The following is a 19745-nucleotide window of genomic DNA, read 5'->3' as shown; positions in this document are numbered from 1 at the left end:
GTGAAAAGCGGATCGAAAACCATTGCAATTACTCCTTGTATTTAGCGTAGTAGTATGGTAGCATACTAAAGTGACGAATAAAAAACATCTGAAGAACAATCTTAACCGTTCAGACAAACAGGAGAACGCCATGAAAAAATTAATCCACACCCCGGAGGGTGTCCGCGACATATTCGGCCGCGAATGCGACCGGAAGAGATATCTGGAGAGACAGATCGAGAAGCTCTACCGCTCCTTCGGATATCAGTCGATCGAAACCCCGGGCTTTGAATTCTTCGACGTCTTCGCAAAGGAAGTCGGTACGACTCCCTCCCGCGACCTCTATAAATTCTTCGACCGCGACGGTAACACTCTGGTGCTGCGCTCGGATTTCACGCCTTCCGTTGCCCGCGCCGTTGCCATGTATTTCGGCGAAGAGGAGATGCCGCTCCGCCTTTGCTACCACGGAAGCATCTACCGCAACAACCATTCTTACCACGGAAGCCTGAATGAAAGCACTCAGATGGGTGTAGAATTTATGAACGATGACAGTGCGGAGGCCGATGCGGAGATCATTGCCCTTGTGGTATCCACCATGCGCAGGGCGGGACTGGAGAATTTTCAGGTAAGCATGGGCCACGTGGATTATTTCAATGCCCTGGCGGAAGAAGCCGGCATGAGCGAAGATTCTCTGCAGGAGCTCAGAAACCTTCTTGCCGCACAGAACCGCTTCGGCGCGGAGGAGCTGATCGATCACCTGAATATCCGGCCGGATCTGAAAAAAGCCCTGGTCGAAATGCCCGGTCTCTTCGGCAATGAGGAGGTTCTGGAACAGGCGAGAACACTGACCGGAAATCGGAGCTGCCGTGCCGCGGTCGACCGGCTGGAACGGATCTATCATTTCCTGAAGATGTACGGCTGTGAAAATTACGTTACCTTTGACTTCGGTCTGGTAACCGAATACCGGTATTACACAGGGATCATCTTCCAGGCGTATACATATGGCTCAGGTGACGCGCTGATCAAGGGAGGCCGGTACAATCGGCTTATTGAACACTTCGGAAAGAAATGCGCTGCTGTCGGTTTTGCCACGGAGATTGACTCCCTTCTGAACGCCATAGAGCGGCAGAAGATCTCCCTTCCCGTAGAAGATATCAAGACAATGATTCTTTACCCGGCGGAGCTGGAGGAGATGGCCATTCATTATGCAGGTTCCCGGAGAGCAAATGGCCTCGATGTCGCCTGTGTAAGGTTTGAATACGGAAAGGTTCTGGACGATTACCGCAGATACGGGATGCGCAATCAGTTCGGCGGCATCATCTATTTCCGCTCGATGGATGAGGTCTACGCGATCAACCTTTCAAACGGCAGTACCGAAAGAATCTATCCCTTTGGCGGAAACGGAGGACAGGCACAATGAGATATCTTACCTTTGCGCTCACAAAAGGCCGTCTGGCGGATCAGACCATGGCCACGCTTGAAAAGCTCGGCATCAGCTGCGATGAGATGAAGGACAAGAGCACCCGCAAGCTGATCTTCACCAACGAACAGTACGGTCTGCGTTTCTTCCTGGCAAAAGGCCCGGATGTCCCCACCTATGTCGAGTACGGCGCGGCCGATATCGGCATCGTCGGCAAGGACACCATAATGGAAGAGAACCGGAAGATCTATGAAGTTCTCGATCTTGGCTACGGGAAATGCAAGATGTGTGTCTGCGGCCCGGCATCCGCAAGAGAATACCTCGATCACAACCAGCTGATCCGCGTGGCGACGAAGTATCCGAACATCGCCAAGGACTATTTTTACAATAAAAAAAATCAGAACATGGAAATCATCAAGCTGAACGGATCCATTGAACTTGCCCCCATCGTTGGACTGTCCGAGGTGATCGTAGATATCGTTGAGACCGGAACCACCCTGAGAGAAAATGGTCTTCAGGTTCTCGAAGAGGTATGCCCGCTCTCCGCGAGAATGGTCGTGAACCCGGTCAGCATGAAAATGGACAACATGCGAATCACGGACCTGATCCGCCGGATCAAGGCGGTTCGCGCGCAGGAACAGGCATGAAGAACAGGTCTGAACCGGGCATCTGAAATCATCTTTTCATTTATTTCATATGAAACACAAGGCTGTGACAGGCAGCATGAACACTGCAGGAGATAAGAAAATGAAAATCGTTGAACTCAGTGAAGAAAACAAAAAGGAAGTACAGAAAAATATCCTCCAGAGAAGTCCTTCCACCTTTGGAACACAGGAGGCCACCGTTCGCTCCATCATCGAGGACATCAAGGCGCGCGGCGACGAGGCGGTTTTTGAATACACAAAAAAATTTGACCGCGCAGAGATCACCGGAAGCAATTTCCAGGTAACAGAGGAAGAAATCCGGGCCGCATACAAGGAGGTGCCCCCGGAACTCCTCGATGTTGTCCGCAAAGCACTCGTAAATATCCGTGCCTTCCATGAGAAGCAGAAGCAGAACAGCTGGATCACGACCACGGAAAAAGGAACCATTCTCGGGCAGAAAATCACGCCCATGCAGAGAGTCGGAGTCTATGTACCCGGCGGGAAAGCAGCATATCCTTCATCCGTACTGATGAACATCGTCCCCGCAAAGGTTGCGGGTGTCGAAGAGGTCATCATGACAACCCCCTGCAATGCCGAGGGAAAGGTGAATCCTGTCGTCCTTGTTGCCGCCAATGAGGCAGGAGCTGACAGGATCTTCAAGGTGGGCGGAGCACAGGCGATTGCCGCGCTTGCCTTCGGCACGGAGAGCATCCCGAAAGTTGATAAAATCGTCGGTCCAGGCAATATTTTTGTCGCACTTGCAAAGAAAGCAGTATACGGCAATGTAAGCATCGATTCTGTCGCCGGCCCCTCCGAAATCCTGGTTCTCGCAGATGAGACCGCCAATCCGAGATACGTCGCCGCAGACCTTCTGTCCCAGGCGGAACACGATGAGATGGCCTCCGCCGTTCTCGTCACCACAAGTGAAGATCTCGCCCGGAAGGTCAGCGCCGAAGTTGACGGATTTCTCAAGATTTTGTCCAGACGTGAGATTATTCAGAAATCCCTGGACAATTTCGGACGGATTCTTGTGGCGCGAAACAGACAGGAGGCAATCGACGCGGCAAATGAATTCGCGCCGGAACATCTGGAAATCGTCATGAGAGACGCCTTCGAGGTTATGACAAAGATCCGCAACGCCGGCGCCATCTTTATTGGTGAATACAGCAGTGAACCGCTCGGCGACTATTTTGCCGGACCGAACCACATTCTTCCGACGAGCGGAACCGCCAGATTTTTCTCGCCTCTGAGTGTAGATGATTTTGTCAAGAAATCCAGCATCATCCATTATTCCAGAGAGGCCCTCAAGGAGATTCACAAGGATATTGAACAATTCGCGAAATGTGAGCAGCTCACCGCACATGCAAATTCCATTGCGGTCCGCTTTGAAAATGACGAGGACTAAGAGGACAAATTTATGAACAGAACAGCTACCGTAACCCGCAATACAAAGGAGACGCAGATCACCGTCACCATCAACCTGGACGGCACCGGAAAAACAGACCTGGATACCGGCGTTGGTTTTTTCAACCATATGCTGGACGGCTTTGCCCGTCACGGTCTCTTCGACCTGACCATCCACGTAAATGGCGATCTGAATGTTGACGATCATCACACCATCGAGGATACCGGCATCGTCCTCGGCACTGCCATTCGGCAGGCTTGCGGAGAGAAGAAGGGGATCCGCCGTTTCGGAAGCTGTATCCTTCCGATGGATGAAACCCTTGTGCTCACTGCCATTGATCTTTCCGGCCGTCCCTATTTCGTATATGACGCAGACTTCACCACGGACAGAATGGGAGACATGAGCACACAGATGGTCCGGGAATTCTTTTACGCGATTTCCTACTCTGCGGAAATGAATCTTCACATGAAGGTCATGTACGGCGAAAACGATCATCACAAGGCAGAGGCACTGTTCAAGTCCTTCGCAAAATCCCTCGATCAGGCCACCTCTCCGGATTCAAGAATCACAGACGTCCTGTCCACGAAGGGAAGCCTCTGATCCACTGCCCGTAAACCGGAAGATCGAATATCCGGCCCGATTTTATAATAAACCTCATACGATAAGTCGTGCCACATACTGTATAAGCTACGGATTGCTCCGTGCTTCGCACTCCTGCAATCCTACAGGTGACCGACTTCGTCGGTCTGTCGCGGCGTTCGCCCCACCGCTTCACACTTTGTGTGAGCGGATGTGGCTCACTGCCCGCGCATATCATGAATCCGCAAAATTTGGAAAGGACGCAGCTGATGATACAAAATCAGGAAGAAAAAGCAAAGACCAATACACAGAAGTGCAGCCTTGCCTGGAAGGACTTCAAACTCAATGAGAGCGGCCTTGTCCCCTGCATCGTGCAGGACTGCCGCACCGGAGAAGTTCTCATGCTCGCCTATATGAACGAGGAGTCCTTCCAGAAGACGCTGGAGAGCGGACGTATGACATACTGGAGCCGGAGCAGGCAGGAGCTGTGGATCAAAGGACTGACATCCGGACATTTCCAGTATGTTCAGTCCCTTACCCTGGACTGCGACAACGACACCCTTCTGGCAAAGGTAGAGCAGATAGGAGCTGCCTGCCACACCGGAAGCTATTCCTGCTTCTTCAAGGAGCTTTACCGTCGCGAGGAGGCATAGTACTGTTTTCACCGCAGCGTGAAGTCATGAAATGTGAACAGTTCTCGTTTATGACGATTTCAAAATCTTTACCTCTTGCGATTTCATAATCTTTACCTTGCATATACTACTCCGTTAAACTATAATAGTGGATACACACGGAAGATTTTGAAACACAAATTCTGACTGTATGTGAAGGGGGAAGCAGGTGCGAATCCTGCGCTGTCCCGCAACTGTGAGTATCGTTCTGATACAAGCCAGAGCACCCGCATACGGCACTGCAAATGACACGACGGATGGATGATTGCAGAACATAGCGATTGACTGTGCTTGTGTCCCACGCAGGTCGTTTCCCCTACCGGAAACGGCTTTTATTTTTGTCTAAGGAGAAATTTATAATGTCAGGAATATTATTTGGAATTGGAGTCGGACCCGGAGATCCGGAATTAATGACGCTGAAGGCTTGTCGTATCCTCCGCGAAAACGAGGTCATCGCTGCTCCCGGTGAATCTGTGAAGGATACTGTCGCGTATAAAATCGCGGTGCAGGCGGTCCCGGAAATCGCGGACAAAACGCTGATGCCGATCTTCATGCCGATGGTCATGAACAAGGCCGAACAAATTGAGAATCACAAAAAGGGTGCCCGTCAGATCGAAAAGGTTCTCGACGAGGGAAAAAATGTCGTCTTTATCACTCTCGGGGATCCCACGATTTACTCTACTTTCTCTTATGTACAGGAAATCGTAGAGGCGGACGGATATGAGACCGCCCTCGTCAGCGGAATCACCTCGTTCTGCGCCGCTGCCGCCACCCTGAACATACCGCTCACGGAGTGGACGGAGCAGCTTCACATCATTCCCGCGGTACATAAGCTGGATGTTCCCCTCGACCAGCCCGGCACCTACGTGCTGATGAAATCTGGCAGCCATATGGACGCCGTCAAGGAAAATCTCCGTGCCTCGGGCAAAAAGGTTGAGATGGTCGAGAACTGCGGCATGCCGGGGCAGAAGATCTACCGTTCTCTGGATGAGATTCCCGATGACGCGGGATATTTTTCACTGATCGTCGCAAAGGAAAAATGAAGAAGCTTCCATTAAAAAACAACCTGCGAAGGGTACTTCCCGTCCTCTTTCTGGTTCTGATGACCACAGCCGCATCGTTCGGCCCCATATCTGTTTTCGCTGATCAGGAACACAGCGACGTGGCGGGAAGCGGAGAGACCGTTTCCACCAGGCCTGTCGGCCGATACGGAATGACACCGATCAGTGGAAGCGATGTCAATGATGGCACCTACGATATCGACGTCGATGTCAGCTCACAGTTTTTCCGGATTGACTCCTGCAAACTGACAATCAAAGACGGAAAAATGACCGCAGCCATCCAGCTTGATACCTTTTCCTACTCGCTGATCTATAACGGAACCGGGAAAGAAGCCGCCAAGGCCGATGTCTCTGATTATATTGAAATCATTGAGGATAAGGAAGGCTATGCCTCCTTCACGATTCCGGTGGACGCGCTGGATAAGCAGATTTCCATTGCGTCCTTCAGCACACGGAAGAATAAATGGTACGACCGGACAATCCTGTTTGACGCGACCTCTCTGCCCGCATCGAGCCTTCGCGTGACTCTGCCGGACTTTGATGCCATCGAGGACGGACTGAAGGCAATCGGCTACGACACGGATAAGCTTGACGCTGCCAGCGATCTCGCTAAAGCCAAACGAGACACTTCTGAGATCGCCGGCTCCTCTTCAGGAGACGTTTCCGGGGCTTCCGGTTCCTCTTCAGAAAGCGCTTCCGGGACTTCCGGCTCTTCTTCAGAAGGCGCTTCTGGCACTGCCGGTTCTTCTTCAGAGAGCACTTCCACAGACAAAGAGCCCTCCTCAGATGTTTCCGCAGACACAGGCGAAAGCCTGTCCTCAGTCTCGGCTTCCTCTGCCGGATCCCCGCCGGACGCCCCCGCCGAAAGCGGGAATGCCGTATCGGTTGACCGGAAAGACGGCGAGTATTCCATCGAGGTCAACATGACCGGCGGAAGCGGAAGAGCAAGTGTCACCTCACCCACCCTTCTGATCATCCGGAACGGAAAGGCATACGCTAAGCTTTACTGGAGCAGCACCTACTACGACTACATGATTGTTGACGGCGTCAAATACCAGAACAACACCAGAGACGGCGGAACCTCGACCTTTATCATTCCGATCACCTCCATGGACGCGCCCGTACCGGTAATTGCCGACACAACCGCCATGGGGGATCCTGTGGAAATCAGCTATCAGCTCACCTTCTATGCGGACACGATCGGAAGCAGGAATCTTGTTCCACAGATTGCAACGAGGCGGGTGCTCATTGTCGCCCTGTTTATCATCCTGGCCGGCGCTGTCCTCAGCTTTCTCACCCGCAAGACCCGGTATCGCTGAGCCGCGCGCACAGGACGGAGCCGTCGCTCTCAGCACCTAAAACAGTGTGATGCGACGCTCTCCGAGCCAAAGAGCAGTACAAAGCGACATTCTCCGCACCAAAAGCAATGTGAAACGGTACTCTCCGGACGATTTTGCAACAAACGGATAATCAGAAATACCAGATATACGAAATGATCGAATTACAAAATCTCACAAAAAAATTTGATGACTTCACTGCCGTGGACCATCTCAATCTGACGATCAATACCGGAGAATTTTTCGGACTTCTCGGCTCAAACGGTGCCGGTAAGACAACGACCATCAGCATGATCTCGACGGTCCTTCTTCCTACGGAGGGAGCGGTCCTGATCGACGGCGAAAAAGTCACCCGCAAATCCTCGGCGCAGAAACGAAAGCTTTCCATCGTCACCCAGGAATACTCCATGCGTCAGGACATGACCATGGATGAGGTAATGGAATATCAGGGCAGGCTCTACTATATGCCCCGCAAGGTTATTCGCCGGAAAACCGATGAGCTGCTCGAATTCGCCGGTCTCATCGACTACCGCAGGCGCATTGTCCGACATCTGTCCGGCGGCATGAAACGCAAGCTGATGATCTGCCGGGCGCTGATGACGGATCCCGGAATCATCCTTCTCGACGAACCCACCGCAGGCATGGACGCTTTTGCGAGACGGCAGATGTGGGAACTTCTGAGGAAGCTGCAGCGCCAGAACATCACAATTATCCTGACCACGCATTATATCGAGGAAGCAGAGGCGCTCTGCGACCGGGTTGCCTTTCTTCACAAAGGCAAACTGGACGTTGTTGACACTCCCTCAAATCTCATCCTTTCCCTTGGAAAATACGCTGTCGATGAAGCCACCGATGAGGGACAGAAGAGCCGGTTCTTCTCCGACAGAAGGGCAGCGATTGATTATCTGGATGGACTCGATCCGGACGCTACGGCATCTCTTCGCAGGACCACCCTTGAGGATGCGTTTGTGGAACGCATCGGGAACCGCATTCGCAGATGATGGCAGCAGTGAACCAATGGATTTCCTTACAGTACCGACAACGATAGCAAAGCGGGCATACGAACAGACAGGAAAGAACGAATGGGAATAATTACCGTATTATGGGAAAAATGGGCGGAGTTCAAGCGGGATTTTTTCAAGATCACGCTGGCATCCATGATCTCGCCCCTGATGTATCTGATCATATTCGGCCTCGGTATACAGGCAACTTCGCACGGAGAACCGTACCTCAACTACCTGATTCCCGGCATCGTAGCCATGTCCACTATGACCGGAAGCTTTAGCGCGGTGGCCCAGAACATGAGCGTTCAGCGGCTGTATGAGAAAGCACTCGATCAGGTGATGATTTCGCCGACGCCCCTGTGGCAGTTCATCGCGGGACAGATTATCGGCGGCGCACTCCGCGGGATGTACGCATCCTGCATCATCCTGCTTCTCACCATGTCGATCCGGACGGGACTGATCTTCAACTGGAAATCCTTCCTGATCATGTTCCTGAACGGCATGGTTTTTTCAACGATGGCTCTGGTTCTGTCCTTTCTGGCAAAAAGCTACTCCGACGCACCGAGATACAACGCCTACATCATCGTTCCCATGTCGTTTCTGTGCAATACCTTCTTCTCGACGGATCAGATGCCTGCCGCTTTCCGGTATTTTGTGGGATTTCTCCCGCTGTCCCAGGCGAGCAACATGATCCGGAGTATTTCAGCCGGAATCGATCCGGGCTGGGGCGGGGTTGTCATTCTGCTGATCTATCAGGCAGCCTTCACCCTGCTCTCCGTCCTGTTTATTTACAAAAAGAAAAACCTGTAAGGCGCCTTCGCCGGAAAGGAAATACAATGTCTGATAAAGCGATCCTTGTTGCAAGCTTCGGCACTCTCCAGGAAGACAGTCAGAGAAAATCGATTGGCGCTCTCGAGACAGAGGCCGCATCTTTTTTCTCTGACAGAACTCTTTACCGCGCCTGGACAAGTGCCTTTATCCGGAAACGTCTGTTATCCTCCGGCCGCGCGCCGGCAGACAGCACAGAAGAGGCCATTGCGCGGATGCTTCGCGACGGAATCCGGGATGTGCTCGTACTCCCCGCATTCGTATTCGAGGGAAAGGAGTACCGAGATCTCTGCGCCCGATTTGCGGATATTCAGAAAGGGGAAAAAACGAAAGCCGGGAATTCCTCTGCGTCCGCTAAGTTTGAAAAAGTCCGCATCGCCAGACCGCTTCTCAGCTCCGATGAGGATCTGGACGATATCATCCGCTTTCTCACGGACAGCTTCCCCTGCCGCAAAGATGATGAAGCCGTCATCCTCATGGGCCACGGTACCACCTATGGGCTCGGCGGAATCTATTCCACGCTTGATCGGGAACTTGAGAAGCGGGGACTTCAAAACATCATGCTTGGCACCATCGATTCCCCGGAAATCGGATTTGATCATGTGCTCTCTGAACTGCAGACAGCTGCCAAAAACGGACGCCACATCCATCATCTCATCCTGATGCCCTTTCTGATGACTGCGGGAAATCATGTGATCGTCGACATGGCCGGAAACCAGCCGGATTCCTGGAAGTCCCGGCTCGAAAACGCCGGATATGAGGTCACCTGCGTCCTGCAGGGTCTCGGCGAATCAGAGGCGATTCGCCGCCTGCTGATCCGGCATGCCCTTGGTAAGTAAGTGAGGTAAGTTATGATTCAGATGGTCGGAACGGACCATACACTGGCACCCGTCAATGTCAGGTCCTTTTTCTCCTTTACAAAAGAGGAGAGTATACAATTCATGACACAGATCCAGATAGATCTGAAAGCAGACGGCGTACTGCTTTTGTCCACATGCAACCGGATGGAGCTGTGGGTCAGCACGGACCGCGAAGAGCCGGACAACCTTCTCCATGAAATCTGCCTGTTCAAGGATGTGAACGAGGAGAGATACCGCGGCTATTTTCAGGGACGCACCGATGAGGAAGCTGTGGAGCATCTCTTTGCTCTCACCTGCGGACTAAAATCCGCTATCCTCGCAGAGGACCAGATTCTCACTCAGGTCAAATCCTCCCTCGCCTTTGCCCGAGAGAACTATTTTACCGACAGCGTCATCGAAGTTCTGTTCCGGATGGCCGTGACCGCCGCAAAGAAAGTCAAGACAAGCGTGACCTTCACCCATGCCGATTCCACTGCCATCGAGCAGGCCGTGTCCATGCTGAAGGAACAGCGCTTCAACTTCAAAGGCGCGAACTGCATGGTCATCGGAAATGGCGAATACGGAAAAATCGCCGCCAATACTCTTGTCAAAAACGGAGCCAATGTCACGGTCACGGTCCGCCAGTATCACCGCGGCCATGTGGAAATCCCTGCAGAATGCAGCCGCATCAATTACGGCGACCGCATGCAGTATCTTCCGGAGTGCGACCTCGTAGTCAGCGCCACAACCAGTCCCCACCTCACCATTGAATATGATGATCTTCTGGGCATGCACCCGGACCACCCGATCATTCTGATCGATTTCGCGATCCCTCAGGACATCGATCCCCGCATTTCTCATCTGAAGAGCTTCACGCTCTACAATATTGATGACTTTCATTCGGATGCGGACCCCGAAAATGAAGCCAACCGGGCTGCCTATCGGCAGACGCGGGAAATCCTTGCCGAAGAAGAAAGCGAGTTCTGGTTCTGGATGAATGACCGCGATCTTGTGCCGAGGATTCACCGGATCAAGGATCAGGCGGTGGAGGACTACAACCTCCGGATGCGAAAGATCATCCGAAAGCTTCCCCTCACCGGAGATGAGCAGATGGTGCTTAACGGAGACATGGATCGTGCCGTCGGAAAAGTAATTGCCAAGCTGATCTTTGACCTTCAGGACCATCTGCCCGACCATGAATTCCGGGAGTGTGTCGCAGGGATGGAGAAGGTTTTTGAAAAGGAGGATGAGAACTCATGAGCACCTCTCAGGGAAAACCATTTTTTCCGGTATTTCTTGATTTATCCGAAAAAAAAGTTGTCGTCGTCGGCGGTGGATCCATTGCAGAGCGCCGGATTCTTACTCTGTCCGGCTTTGTCGGCAGCATCACCGTGATAGCGCCGGAAGTCACCGATGCCATCAGCCGGATCGCTTCCGATACGCAGCAGGCACCGGTAACCTGGATTCCGAAATCCTATGAGCGCACCGATATCATGGATGCGGACCTTGTACTTGCCTGCACCGATGACCCCGATCTGAACAACGACATCTATGTCGCCTGCAAGTGTCTCGGAATCATGGTCAATGACTGCAGCGACAAGAACAAATGCGATTTTTACTTTCCGAGCGTTGTACAGAAGGACGGCATCGTCGTCGGCATCAACGCAGGCGGCGCGGACCATCACCGTGTCAAGGCTGTCCGTCAGCGGGTAGAAGAGGCCCTTCAATGCAAGACCTCCCTCTATTCCGATGACCCCACGGACCGCTAAGTCCGTTCTTCGCCAGCAAGACGAGAACCGCTATGTCCGTTCTTCCGCCACCGGGACGAGAACCGGTAAGTTCGTTATTTGCCAGCGGTACGAGGGCGGCGAGCCGGCGCATACAAACCCGGCCATGTATATCCATCATATTCAAACATCTGATATCTGTCATGAAAGAGCATCCAATTATGAAGAAACGAAAAATAATAATAGGAAGCCGTGAGAGCACTCTCGCGGTGGTACAGAGCAATCTCGTTATTCAATATCTGAACAAGGATCATCCGGAGCTGGATACCGAGCTTCTGACCATGAAGACGACCGGAGATAAAATCCTCGACCGCCGGCTCGACCAGATCGGCGGAAAAGGGCTCTTCGTCAAGGAGCTCGACAAGGCTCTCCTGGAACACCGGAGTGACTACTCGGTTCACAGCCTCAAGGATCTTCCCATGGAAGTACCGGATGAGCTTCCGGTCGTCGCTTATTCAAGGCGGGAAGACCCCAGGGATGTGCTCGTCCTTCCGAAAGGTCAGACAGAGCCGGATCTCACAAAACCGATCGGAACCTCCTCGCTCCGAAGAATCCTGCAGCTGAAAAAGCTGTTCCCGGGTGCCGTCTTCCAGAGCGTGCGCGGCAATCTTCAGACCCGCCTCCGAAAGCTCGACGACGGACAGTATGGCGCCATCGTACTCGCCGCCGCAGGCATGAAACGTCTCGGTATGCAGGACCGGATCAGCCGTTATTTTTCGGTCGATGAGGTGATTCCCTCTGCCGGTCAGGCCATACTGGCTGTACAGGGCAGAAGAGGAGAGGACTCCTCTGTATTTGACGATTTTGCGGACGAGGATTCCTTCTATGCCGCAACCTGCGAGCGGGCGTTCGTCCGTTATCTGAACGGAGGCTGTTCCTCGCCCATCGCTGCTCACGCCACTGTCTACGCGAACGAAGACGCTTTTCGGAAAGCCCTCGGGGACAAGGCGCCGGAGCTTTTTCACGCCCCTAAAGCAGGCATGGATCCCGAAAAAGCCGCAAGCAGAAGTCAGAAACTGATCTACCTCCGCGGATTGTACTACAGCGAAGAAACCGGCAGGTATTCCACCGGCGTTGCGGCTGCCCGCGCCGGCGATTCGGCCGCTCTTGGCATCGCTCTCGCTCGGAAACTTCAGGCAGAGATCTGAAAACATAACACCACTGACTTCAGGCGCAGATCCGCGAACAACGAAGCTCCGGAAAAACTACCAGAGCGTTCTTTATTTGTCCAGACCAATAGATATACCGGACACGGCTTCGCAGAGCGTCGTCCTGTATAATAATTGGTTTGCTTATTTTCTGAACGTTCTGCTACAGATCCACCAAAAACACAGATCCATAAAAACACAGATCCAGGAAAATCGCAGATATGGAAAGACACAATCGCAAGAAAGGTACGGAATCAAGAAATGAAGAAAGGTAAAGTATGGCTCGTAGGAGCCGGTCCCGGAGATCAGGGCCTGTTCACAATCAAGGGGAAAGAAGTCCTTCAGAATGCAGATGTAGTGCTGTACGACAGCCTCGTGGGTCCCGGCGTGCTTGCCATGATTCCCGACACCGCGCGCACCATCAATGTCGGGAAAAGGTCCAGCCATCACACCATGCCGCAGTGGAAGATGAATGAGCTGATTCTGGAAGAAGCGCAGAAGGGAAACCGGGTGGTCCGCCTGAAGGGCGGAGATCCCTTCCTCTTCGGAAGAGGCGGAGAGGAGCTGGAGCTCCTGGCCGAGAACGGCATCCCCTTTGAGGTCGTTCCCGGCATCACCTCGCCGATCGCGGTTCCCTCGTACAATGGCATTCCGGTCACGCACAGAGATTTCACCTCGTCCCTTCATATCATCACCGGACACAAAAAAGCCGGTGATGTCTATGACATCGATTTCCACGCCCTCGTACAGACAAAGGGAACCCTCGTTTTTCTCATGGGAATCGCCTCCCTCAACGATATCTGCAAGGGACTTCTGGATGCCGGAATGGAACCGGACATGCCGGCAGCGGTGCTCCAGAAAGGTACCACAGCACGCCAGAAGAGAATCATCGCCACCGTCTCCACACTCCCGGATGAAGTAAAAAAGCAGGGTGTGGAGACACCGGCTATCATTGTGGTCGGCAGGGTCTGCACGCTGGCGGATACCTTCGAATGGTACGAAAAGCTTCCGCTCTCCGGCTTCCGGGTTCTTGTGACTCGTCCAAGAGGTCTCTCCTCCGATATGGCCGCAAAGCTCAGAGCGCAGGGTGCTGACGTCCTTGAGGTTCCGTCCATCGCGACCGTTCCGATTGAAAACAATCTGAAGCTGATCCACGCCATCCAGAACCTTCGGGACTATCAATGGATCGCCTTTACCAGTCCCAGCGGCGTTAAAATCTTCTTCGATCAGATGCGCACCTCAGAAGTAGACATCCGGAATCTCGCCGGTTTAAAAATCGCCTCCATCGGAAAGGGCACGGCTAAGGAGCTCGGAAAATACGGACTGATCCCCGACCTGATTCCTCCGCGCTATGACGGGGAAGCTCTCGGAGAATGGATCGCCCGCAAGGCAGATCCGGATGACCGGATTCTGCTGCCGAGGGCGGAAATCGGCAGCAAGGCAATCCTTGAAAAACTGAGGGACTTTGCTGTCGACGACATTCCCACCTATCACACCGTACCCCTTAAGTCTGAGGCCGTGAACGAAACAGAGCTCTTCGAACATGGTGAGATCGACTGTGCCGCCTTCACCAGCTCATCCGGCGTCAAGGCGTTCCTGGCCGCGAATCCCGACCTCGACATGAGCCTTGTAAAAGCCGCCTGCATCGGAAGGCAGACACAGGCTGCCGCTGACGCCGCCGGGATGGAGACCTTCTGCGCTGATAAAGCGACCATTGACAGCCTTCTGGAACTGATCATCCGGATACACGATCACTACAGACAGAATGGCTGACACTCCGGCATAAGGGCCCATGTCCACAGAATTCTCTGACACACTGGCAACCGCTTCAGAAGCGTGCTATGATACGATTGAATAAACAAGAAAAGAGGCAATTGCAATGGAAATGATAAAGAGACCGCGCCGTCTGCGCGAAAATGCGGTCATCCGCAAAATGGTGCGTGAAACCAGACTTGACAAGTCCTCTCTGGTATATCCGATTTTTGTCATGGAAGGAGAGGGTATCACAGAAGAAATTCCTTCCATGCCCGGCCAGTACCGCTACAGTATCGACACCTTTATTGTGAAGCTGAAAGAGCTCCTCGCTCATGGTGTCTCTTCCGTCATGATCTTTGGCATTCCCGATCAGAAGGACGAAATTGGCTCCGGAGCCTATGACAGCAACGGAATTGTTCAGAGAGCCCTCCGGGCAGCGAAGAAGGCTGTACCGGATATGTATTATATCACGGACGTCTGCATGTGCGAGTACACCTCGCACGGCCACTGCGGCGTCCTGAACGGAAACGACGTGGACAATGATCCGACGCTTGAACTTCTCGCAAAAACCGCTCTTTCTCACGCGGAAGCCGGTGCGGACATGGTTGCACCATCTGACATGATGGATGGACGGGTACTGGCTATCCGCAGAAAGCTGGATGAAAACGGCTATTCCAGAGTACCCATCATGTCCTATGCGGTAAAATACGCTTCCGCCTTCTACGGTCCCTTCCGTGACGCCGCGGATTCCGCGCCGAAATTCGGAGACCGCAAGACCTATCAGATGGACTTCCACAACGTACGCGAGGGCATCAAGGAGGCTCTCACCGATGTGGAAGAGGGTGCGGACATCGTCATGGTGAAACCGGCTATGTCGTTCCTCGATGTCCTGACGAAAGTACACGACGTCGTGAATGTTCCGGTTGCCTGTTACAGTGTCAGCGGCGAGTATGCCATGGTCAAGGCAGCCGCACAGAACGGATGGATCGATGAAGACCGCATCGTCGGCGAAATGGCCGTATCCGCCTTCCGCGCCGGCGCACAGATCTACATCACCTATTATGCGGAACGGATCGCCCGTCTCATCGACGAAGGCGTCATCGGCTGATCCGCTGAATGATCGATAACCTTCTGCATGGCACCGAAAGAAGGCGCCCGCAGATTTATCAACAAGAAAGGATGAATCATCATGGCAGAACAAAAGAAGAACCGCTCCGAAGTTCTGATGGAACGGGCACAGAAAGTGATTCCCGGAGGCGTAAACTCTCCGGTACGCTCCTGGCAGAATGTCGGGATGACCCCCAGATTTATCCAGGGTTCCACCGGCCCGTATATTTTTGATGTGGATGGCAGCAAATATATCGACTACATCTGCTCCTGGGGTCCGATGATCCTCGGGCACAACAACAGCGAAGTCCTTGACGCGGTCGTCCGCACCGCGGAGAACGGCCTCAGTTTTGGCACCCCGACGGAGCTTGAGGTGGAAATTGCGGAATATATCTGTGAGCGGATTCCTCACGTTGACATGATCCGCATGGTAAACTCCGGAACAGAGGCTGTCATGAGCGCCATCCGCCTTGCCAGAGGGTACACCGGCAAAAACAAGGTCATCAAATTCGCCGGCAACTACCACGGTCACAGTGACTGTCTTCTCGTGGACGCCGGTTCCGGACTGATGACACAGGGTATCCCCGGCAGCGCCGGTGTTCCGGAAGGCTGCACGCAGGACACCCTCAGTGCGGTCTACAATGATATTGCGAGTGTTGAAGAGCTTTTCAAGGCAAACAAAGATGAGATCGCCTGTGTCATCGTCGAGCCTGTCGCCGCAAATATGGGCGTGGTTCCGCCGCAGCCGGGCTTTCTGCAGGGGCTCCGCGAGCTCTGCACCAAATACCATGCACTCCTGATCTTCGATGAGGTAATCACCGGATTCCGACTCGCGTTCGGCGGAGCAGCAGAAGTGTTTGGAATCACCCCCGACCTCGTGACTTACGGCAAAATCATCGGAGGCGGTATGCCGGTAGGCGCATACGGCGGCAGAAGAGACATCATGGAAATGGTAGCCCCGCTCGGTCCGGTATACCAGGCAGGCACTCTTTCAGGCAACCCGGTAGCAATGGCGGCGGGACTTGCCCAGCTGAAGATTCTCTACGAAAACCGCGGGGATTATGCCGTTCTCTCCGCCAACGCAGACAAACTGTATGAAGGAATGAAGGAAATCATCCGCCGCTATGAGCTTCCGGCGACCGTAAACCATATCGGCTCACTGGGTTCTGTCTTCTTCACCGATGCGGAGGTTACCAATTATTCCATCGCCAAAACAGCAGATACCGGGGAATTTGCCCGTTACTTCCGCTTCATGCTGGAGCATGACATCAATGTGGCTCCATCTCAGTTCGAAGCTATGTTCCTCTCCCTGGCTCATACCGATGATATCATCCAGTATACACTGGACACCTTCGAGGCTTACGCGAAAACACGCCGGGACGAGATCGAAAGCGATCTGTAAAATCCGGCGGCTGCATCAAAAAGAAATGCTCGCGCATCCGGCTGCGCCGATCATGTATGATCTGCGGTTTTTTCGCATACCGCATACGCGCAGCCGCTGCCCCGCCGCAATGCGGATTCACTACTACAACGATCAGAAAGTAAACAAACCAATTATATTACAAGATGGTGCCCCGTAAATTCCAACTTGAAACATCAATTGGTCCTGGCTGCCAAAGAGCCCTCTGCCACAATACTGGAGGAAGATATATGCACGTAGAAATATACACTGACGGTGCCGCTCGCGGAAATCCTGATGGTCCTGGCGGATACGGATGCGTTCTGCAGTACGTCGACAGTCAGGGACAGCTTCACGAGAGGGAGCTCTCCCGCGGCTACAGAAAAACAACCAACAACCGGATGGAGCTGATGGCAGCAATCGCAGGACTTGAGGCCCTCACGCGTCCCTGCGACGTAACCCTTCATTCTGATTCCCAGTATCTTGTCAATGCCTTCAATCAGCACTGGATCGACTCATGGATCCGCAAGGGATGGAAGAGAGGAAAAAATGAACCGGTCAAGAACATCGATCTCTGGAAACGGCTGCTCGAAGCCAAAAAGCCGCACAATGTAACCTTCGTCTGGGTCAGAGGCCATGACGGCAACGAACTGAACGAGCGCTGTGACAGACTGGCAACAGGAGCGGCAGACAGCGATGATCTCTCCGTCGATCCCGGAACGAGATAAAACACGCTGCGCGAGTTTTATCTCGCTATCGCGACGCTCGCCGCACACGAATACTTCGCATTCGGCTGCGGCTCACTGTTCGCGTAAATCAGTTAACCCGGTCCGACCGTCCCGCGGATCGGTTACCCTCTCCTCTCGAAAACCCCACTGCACGTCTTCCAATCTTATTTTTCCCTTTCTGCATAATCCCCTCGAAAATCCTGACGAAAAATACCAGTCAACGGCCTCACCGGCGGAAAATGCCAATCAGCCGTTGACATTATTCCGGAACAAGTGTAGAATTTACTCAGCATATTTCATACTATGTAAATAGGAATTGTAGTATAATAAAAAGGCGAGGATCACTAATGGAATTTAACACCAGGCTTCTTCATGGAAAAGCTGTCCGCAAGTATCCTGACAGCGCAATCCTTCCTCCGATCTCTCAGGTAACCGCTTTCCGGTTCGACACAGCAGAAGAGCAGGCAAAGGTATTTCAGCACAAAGCCGCCGGTTTTGCATACAGCAGAGTAGGCAATCCGACAGTTGCTGCCTTTGAGCAGAGAATCAATGAGCTCGAGGGTGGCAATGCATGCATTGCCTGCTCATCCGGCATGTCCGCGATTACCCTCGCTCTGCTGAATATGCTCTGCGCGGGAGATGAGATTATCGCGGGAAGCGGCCTTTACGGAGGCTCCATCGACCTCTTTGAAGACCTTACAAAGTTCGGAATCACCACACATTTTGTCAATCACGTCACCCCGGAAGAAATCGAACCGCTGATCAACAGTCACACAAGGTTGATCTACAGTGAGGTGATCGGGAACCCGGGACTTCGGGTGCTTGATATCCGGAAGGTTGCTGATTTTGCGCATGCACACGGAATCCCCCTGATGACGGATTCGACGACTGCGACTCCCTACCTGGTGAATCCGATCTCTCTTGGAGCAGACATCGTGGTTCACTCATCCTCCAAATACATCAACGGATACGGGAATGCCATCAGCGGTGTCATCATAGATTCCGCAAAATTCAAATGGGATTTCGACCGTTTCCGGGCACTTGACGGCTACCGGAAATTTGGAAATCTGGCTTATACCATCCGCCTGCGCACAGATATCTGGGAAAATATGGGAAGCTGCCTGTCTCCGGCGAATGCCTTTTTGAACATCGCCGGACTCGAGACTCTGGGGCTTCGTATGGAGAGAATCTGCAGCAACGCCAGCAGGCTGGCGGAAGCCCTGAACGGCATCGATGGAATCAAGGTCAATTATCCTCTGCTTGAGAGCAGCCCTGACAGAGACCTTTGCCGCACACAGCTCAAGGGCTTCGGCGGCGGCATTCTCACCTTCCGGACAGGAAGCAGAGAACGGGCTTTCCGAATTCTCAACAGCCTGAAATACGCGGTGATCGCCAGTAATATCGGAGATATCCGCACACTGGCCATCCATCCCGATTCCACGCTCTACATCAGAAGTACAAAAGAGCAGAAGGAATCCGCCGGAGTCTTCGATGACACCATTCGCGTCAGCGTAGGAATCGAGAACATTGACGACCTGATCGACGATTTCACCGAAGCGATCCGCAATTCCTGATGTCCGACACATCCTGAAGCACACGAGGGAGTCAAAGTTTGTACAAGGTATTTACAATATCAAATGGCTTACCGTTTACTCAGGACTTTTACACTATGCTCAACAGGGAAAACGTTTACTCAAGACATTTACACCATCAAAAGAGATTACCGTTTACTCTAGGTATTTACACCATCAAAAGCGATTACCGTTCACTCAAGGTATCTACACGATCAAAAAGGATAAAAAATAAAGAGGATAAGGAGTACAGAAAAATGAAAATCACAGTATCCGGAGAAAACAAGGAAGTAAAGGACGGCATTACCATCTCAGAACTGATCAGCCAGGAGAACGTGGAGACACCGGAATACGTAAGTGTCTCCGTAAACGAAGAGTTTGCCCAGAAATCAGACTTCGACACCACACACCTGAAGGAGGGCGATGTCGTTGAATTCCTCTATTTCATGGGCGGCGGATGCATGTAAGACAGGAGGATAAGGA

General features: G+C 52.8%; 18 protein-coding genes, 1 pseudogene and 1 riboswitch. All 19 genes and pseudogenes read left to right on the top strand.

Annotated features, from left to right (window positions below):
* Window positions 1–130: 130 nt before the first annotated feature.
* The 19 genes and pseudogenes from hisZ to thiS all read left to right on the top strand — a co-directional run bounded on the left by hisZ (window position 131) and on the right by thiS (window position 19729).
* Window positions 131–1399: an ATP phosphoribosyltransferase regulatory subunit gene (gene hisZ / locus ACTNDI_RS07625; protein WP_441100334.1), complete on the top strand. Its 1269-nt coding sequence runs from the start codon at window positions 131–133 to the stop codon at window positions 1397–1399.
* The gene (gene hisG / locus ACTNDI_RS07620; RefSeq protein WP_441100333.1) at window positions 1396–2046 is read left to right on the top strand and encodes an ATP phosphoribosyltransferase; all 651 of its coding nucleotides are present in this window, start codon (window positions 1396–1398) and stop codon (window positions 2044–2046) included. The genes hisZ and hisG overlap by 4 nt, the downstream gene beginning before the upstream one ends.
* Before the next feature lie 100 nt (window positions 2047–2146).
* Window positions 2147–3448, top strand: coding sequence for a histidinol dehydrogenase (gene hisD / locus ACTNDI_RS07615; protein WP_441100332.1), 1302 nt, complete (start codon window positions 2147–2149; stop codon window positions 3446–3448).
* Window positions 3449–3460: 12 nt separating this feature from the next.
* Entirely contained in the window at window positions 3461–4048 is a 588-nt protein-coding gene (gene hisB, locus ACTNDI_RS07610; protein ID WP_441100331.1) for an imidazoleglycerol-phosphate dehydratase HisB, read from the top strand.
* 278 nt (window positions 4049–4326) lie between these two features.
* Window positions 4327–4671, top strand: a pseudogene (gene hisI / locus ACTNDI_RS07605) (phosphoribosyl-AMP cyclohydrolase); the annotation flags it as partial.
* Window positions 4672–4828: 157 nt separating this feature from the next.
* Window positions 4829–4947: riboswitch (cobalamin riboswitch) on the top strand.
* A 110-nt stretch (window positions 4948–5057) separates the two neighbouring features.
* Window positions 5058–5741, top strand: coding sequence for a precorrin-2 C(20)-methyltransferase (gene cobI, locus ACTNDI_RS07600; protein ID WP_441100330.1), 684 nt, complete (start codon window positions 5058–5060; stop codon window positions 5739–5741).
* Window positions 5738–7078 carry a hypothetical protein gene (locus tag ACTNDI_RS07595; protein ID WP_441100329.1) on the top strand — a complete coding sequence of 447 codons (1341 nt, stop codon included), beginning with the start codon at window positions 5738–5740 and terminating at the stop codon, window positions 7076–7078. Before cobI ends, ACTNDI_RS07595 begins: the two co-directional genes overlap by 4 nt.
* Before the next feature lie 173 nt (window positions 7079–7251).
* Window positions 7252–8097, top strand: coding sequence for an ABC transporter ATP-binding protein (locus ACTNDI_RS07590; RefSeq protein WP_441100328.1), 846 nt, complete (start codon window positions 7252–7254; stop codon window positions 8095–8097).
* Between the two features lie 81 nt (window positions 8098–8178).
* Complete coding sequence (locus tag ACTNDI_RS07585) at window positions 8179–8910, top strand: ABC transporter permease (protein ID WP_441100327.1); 732 nt, start codon at window positions 8179–8181, stop codon at window positions 8908–8910.
* A 26-nt stretch (window positions 8911–8936) separates the two neighbouring features.
* Window positions 8937–9767 (top strand): sirohydrochlorin cobaltochelatase, encoded by an 831-nt coding sequence (locus tag ACTNDI_RS07580; RefSeq protein ID WP_441100326.1) that lies wholly within the window; start codon window positions 8937–8939, stop codon window positions 9765–9767.
* 12 nt (window positions 9768–9779) lie between these two features.
* On the top strand, window positions 9780–11027 hold the full coding sequence (gene hemA, locus ACTNDI_RS07575) for a glutamyl-tRNA reductase (RefSeq protein ID WP_441100325.1): 1248 nt from the start codon (window positions 9780–9782) through the stop codon (window positions 11025–11027).
* Entirely contained in the window at window positions 11024–11536 is a 513-nt protein-coding gene (locus tag ACTNDI_RS07570; RefSeq protein WP_441100324.1) for a precorrin-2 dehydrogenase/sirohydrochlorin ferrochelatase family protein, read from the top strand. The genes hemA and ACTNDI_RS07570 overlap by 4 nt, the downstream gene beginning before the upstream one ends.
* Window positions 11537–11715: 179 nt before the next feature.
* Window positions 11716–12702, top strand: coding sequence for a hydroxymethylbilane synthase (gene hemC, locus ACTNDI_RS07565; RefSeq protein ID WP_441100323.1), 987 nt, complete (start codon window positions 11716–11718; stop codon window positions 12700–12702).
* 261 nt (window positions 12703–12963) lie between these two features.
* Window positions 12964–14475, top strand: coding sequence for a uroporphyrinogen-III C-methyltransferase (gene cobA, locus ACTNDI_RS07560; RefSeq protein WP_441100322.1), 1512 nt, complete (start codon window positions 12964–12966; stop codon window positions 14473–14475).
* Window positions 14476–14581: 106 nt separating this feature from the next.
* Entirely contained in the window at window positions 14582–15565 is a 984-nt protein-coding gene (gene hemB / locus ACTNDI_RS07555; RefSeq protein ID WP_441100321.1) for a porphobilinogen synthase, read from the top strand.
* 81 nt (window positions 15566–15646) lie between these two features.
* Window positions 15647–16966, top strand: a complete 1320-nt coding sequence (gene hemL, locus ACTNDI_RS07550) for a glutamate-1-semialdehyde 2,1-aminomutase (RefSeq protein WP_441100320.1) — start codon at window positions 15647–15649, stop codon at window positions 16964–16966.
* 248 nt (window positions 16967–17214) lie between these two features.
* Window positions 17215–17691: a ribonuclease HI gene (gene rnhA, locus ACTNDI_RS07545; RefSeq protein ID WP_441100319.1), complete on the top strand. Its 477-nt coding sequence runs from the start codon at window positions 17215–17217 to the stop codon at window positions 17689–17691.
* 347 nt (window positions 17692–18038) lie between these two features.
* Window positions 18039–19265, top strand: a complete 1227-nt coding sequence (locus ACTNDI_RS07540; RefSeq protein ID WP_441100318.1) for an O-acetylhomoserine aminocarboxypropyltransferase/cysteine synthase family protein — start codon at window positions 18039–18041, stop codon at window positions 19263–19265.
* Window positions 19266–19519: 254 nt separating this feature from the next.
* Window positions 19520–19729: a sulfur carrier protein ThiS gene (gene thiS, locus ACTNDI_RS07535; protein WP_441100317.1), complete on the top strand. Its 210-nt coding sequence runs from the start codon at window positions 19520–19522 to the stop codon at window positions 19727–19729.
* The last annotated feature ends 16 nt before the right edge of the window (window positions 19730–19745 follow it).

This window comes from Bilifractor sp. HCP3S3_D3 (assembly GCF_052063915.1).
GTDB lineage: Bacteria > Bacillota > Clostridia > Lachnospirales > Lachnospiraceae > Bilifractor.
The sequence above is the reverse complement of the archived record's forward strand: the minus strand, read 5'-3'. Positions and strand labels throughout refer to the sequence as shown.

Bases quoted from the DNA above. Each gene is read 5' to 3' on its own strand.
- hisD (WP_441100332.1), top strand. From the start codon at position 2,147: ATGAAAATCGTTGAACTCAGTGAAGAAAACAAAAAGGAAGTACAGAAA.
- hemC (WP_441100323.1), top strand. From the start codon at position 11,716: ATGAAGAAACGAAAAATAATAATAGGAAGCCGTGAGAGCACTCTCGCG.
- cobA (WP_441100322.1), top strand. From the start codon at position 12,964: ATGAAGAAAGGTAAAGTATGGCTCGTAGGAGCCGGTCCCGGAGATCAG.
- rnhA (WP_441100319.1), top strand. From the start codon at position 17,215: ATGCACGTAGAAATATACACTGACGGTGCCGCTCGCGGAAATCCTGAT.
- ACTNDI_RS07585 (WP_441100327.1), top strand. From the start codon at position 8,179: ATGGGAATAATTACCGTATTATGGGAAAAATGGGCGGAGTTCAAGCGG.
- ACTNDI_RS07570 (WP_441100324.1), top strand. From the start codon at position 11,024: ATGAGCACCTCTCAGGGAAAACCATTTTTTCCGGTATTTCTTGATTTA.
- thiS (WP_441100317.1), top strand. From the start codon at position 19,520: ATGAAAATCACAGTATCCGGAGAAAACAAGGAAGTAAAGGACGGCATT.
- ACTNDI_RS07595 (WP_441100329.1), top strand. From the start codon at position 5,738: ATGAAGAAGCTTCCATTAAAAAACAACCTGCGAAGGGTACTTCCCGTC.
- cobI (WP_441100330.1), top strand. From the start codon at position 5,058: ATGTCAGGAATATTATTTGGAATTGGAGTCGGACCCGGAGATCCGGAA.
- hemA (WP_441100325.1), top strand. From the start codon at position 9,780: ATGATTCAGATGGTCGGAACGGACCATACACTGGCACCCGTCAATGTC.
- hisB (WP_441100331.1), top strand. From the start codon at position 3,461: ATGAACAGAACAGCTACCGTAACCCGCAATACAAAGGAGACGCAGATC.
- ACTNDI_RS07580 (WP_441100326.1), top strand. From the start codon at position 8,937: ATGTCTGATAAAGCGATCCTTGTTGCAAGCTTCGGCACTCTCCAGGAA.
- hisG (WP_441100333.1), top strand. From the start codon at position 1,396: ATGAGATATCTTACCTTTGCGCTCACAAAAGGCCGTCTGGCGGATCAG.
- ACTNDI_RS07540 (WP_441100318.1), top strand. From the start codon at position 18,039: ATGGAATTTAACACCAGGCTTCTTCATGGAAAAGCTGTCCGCAAGTAT.
- ACTNDI_RS07590 (WP_441100328.1), top strand. From the start codon at position 7,252: ATGATCGAATTACAAAATCTCACAAAAAAATTTGATGACTTCACTGCC.
- hemL (WP_441100320.1), top strand. From the start codon at position 15,647: ATGGCAGAACAAAAGAAGAACCGCTCCGAAGTTCTGATGGAACGGGCA.
- hisZ (WP_441100334.1), top strand. From the start codon at position 131: ATGAAAAAATTAATCCACACCCCGGAGGGTGTCCGCGACATATTCGGC.
- hemB (WP_441100321.1), top strand. From the start codon at position 14,582: ATGGAAATGATAAAGAGACCGCGCCGTCTGCGCGAAAATGCGGTCATC.